Annotated in this window: 2 protein-coding genes; both read left to right on the top strand. The window is 66.2% G+C overall.

What is annotated here, in order from left to right; translation table 11 throughout:
- The coding region (locus ABD323_RS40585; protein WP_344447129.1) for an SNIPE associated domain-containing protein at window positions 1–1,521 on the top strand (1,521 nt) is incomplete at its 5' end.
- A 66-nt stretch (window positions 1,522–1,587) separates the two neighbouring features.
- Window positions 1,588–2,102 (top strand): ScoMcrA-related endonuclease (locus ABD323_RS40580; protein WP_486327170.1); only part of this gene is annotated, 515 nt, incomplete at its 3' end.

Below are 2,102 nucleotides of genomic sequence, written 5' to 3'. Positions count from 1 at the left end.
GACCCGGCACTGCCTCCGGCACCCCCTGGCTGGAAGTGGTGGACGGAACTCCCCGATGGCTCGGAGGCCGCATCTGCGTCCCGTCCCAGCGAGCCTCCAGCTGCGACGGGTGCAGCCGGCAACCCGTTCGGGCGGCGCCGTAGGCAGGCCGAAGCCGACGCCGAGCAGGTGCGCACCGAGAACGCCCGGCTGACGGCGGAGGTGGAGAGCCTGCAGGCCCAACTGACCCGGCTCTGGGGACTCGACGCCGTCCAGCTGGCAGCCGAGACCGAGAGGCTCCGATCCGTTCATCAGCGGCTGAGCGAGCAAACCGCGCTGGAACGAGCGGCATGGGCAGCCGACGCAGCCTGTCAGGACGATCTGCTGCTGGAGAAGACCGAAAGGGCCTCGGAGCAGCTCGGTTCGGAACTGGCCTCAGCACGGCACCAGCGGGACGAGGCGCTGCGGGAGGCCGAACAGGCCGAACGACAACTCCGGCACGCACGGCAGGGCATCGTCCTCACGGAAGATGTGGCGATGCTTCAGGAAGTCGGGATCTACGCGTATCGGCACCGGCTGGAGGACGCGGTCGCGTACAAAGCCGTGCTCGCGGACCTGAAGGACTCCGTCAGCACGATGGCACGGAGCGGACAGGCCGTGCTGTCCGCCACCAACTGGCAGGTCAACGGGTCCGTCGCCGAGGGCCGCAAGATGGTGCGGGACTTCTCCAAGCTGCTGCTGCGTGCATACAACGCTGAAGTCGACTACGCAGTACGGAGCATGCGCCCGCACCGGCTGGAGTCCCTGGTCGACCGGCTGGAGAAGTCCCGGCAGACCATCGCCCGGCTCGGCGCGACCATGCAGATCCGGATCAGCGACCCGTACCACCGCCTGCGGGTACGCGAGTTGGAGCTGACGGCTGACTACCCCGCCAAGCAGGAGGCGGAGAAAGAGTACCGCCGGGAGTTGCGCGCACAGGAGCGCGAGGAGGAGGCACTGAACCGCGAGATCGAACGCGAGCGGGCCCGGCTGGACAAGGAGCGCAGCCACCACCTGAGCGCCCTCCAGCGACTACGTGCCTCCGGTGCACTGGCGAATCCGGCATCCATCGACGACCTAGAGTCCAAACTCGCCGAGATCGACGCTGCCCTCCAGGCCGTCGACTACCGGGAGGCGAACATCCGGGCCGGCTACGTCTATGTGATCTCCAACATCGGCGCCTTCGGCGAGCACATGGTGAAGATCGGGATGACCCGGCGGCTGGAACCCATGGACCGGGTGAACGAGCTGGGCGACGCATCGGTCCCGTTCCGCTTCGACGTACACGCGCTGATCTTCAGCGCGGATGCCGTGGGCCTAGAACGCCGCCTGCACCAGGAGTTCGATGCCAGCAGGGTGAACCGCATCAACCTGCGCCGAGAGTTCTTCTACGTCACCCCCGCCGAAGTCCGCACCGCCCTGGAACGCTTCGCCGGCGAGCACCTGCTGGAGTTCCACGAGGAGGCCGATGCCCCCGAGTGGAGAGCGAGCGGCGCGGCCTAGGACGCGGCCTCGCCTCTGGCGCAGTGCCTGCCGCTGCCCTTCGGGCCAACTCCTATGCTGGGCAACATGCGTAAGGGAGAGTTCACGCGCGAGTCAGTCCTCAAAGCCATCGATGAATACGACCGCGTGGGCCAGGAGACCTTCCTGACCACATACGGTTACCGTCCGGCTCGGGACTACCTTCTCGTCCATGACGCCAAGGAGTATGACTCGAAGGCGATTGCCGGGGTAGCCCACCGATACGAGTACGGCCAGGCCCTAGGACCGCACGCCTTTCATGGCGGCCTCCAGGAAGCCGTGGCGTGGCTTAAGCGGGCCGGATTTGAGGTGAAGTCAATCCGAAACCCCGACTGGGTCTGGGACGAGATCCTGCTGGCTTGCGCCATCACGGCAGACAACGGCTGGAAGGGGCTGGGTGCGACAGACCCGCGCGTGATCGAGGTTTCTGAGTTGCTTCAACTCATGCCAATCCACGATCTATCCTCCCGGAACGACACCTTCCGCAACAACAACGGCGTAGCGCGCAAGACCTTCGACATCGCCACTCACCATCCGGACTACACAGGTAAGCCCACCAACGG

This window comes from Kitasatospora nipponensis, assembly GCF_039528135.1.
GTDB lineage: Bacteria > Actinomycetota > Actinomycetes > Streptomycetales > Streptomycetaceae > Kitasatospora > Kitasatospora nipponensis.
Note: the sequence above shows the minus strand (reverse complement) of the source record. Positions and strands in the feature narration are given on the sequence as shown.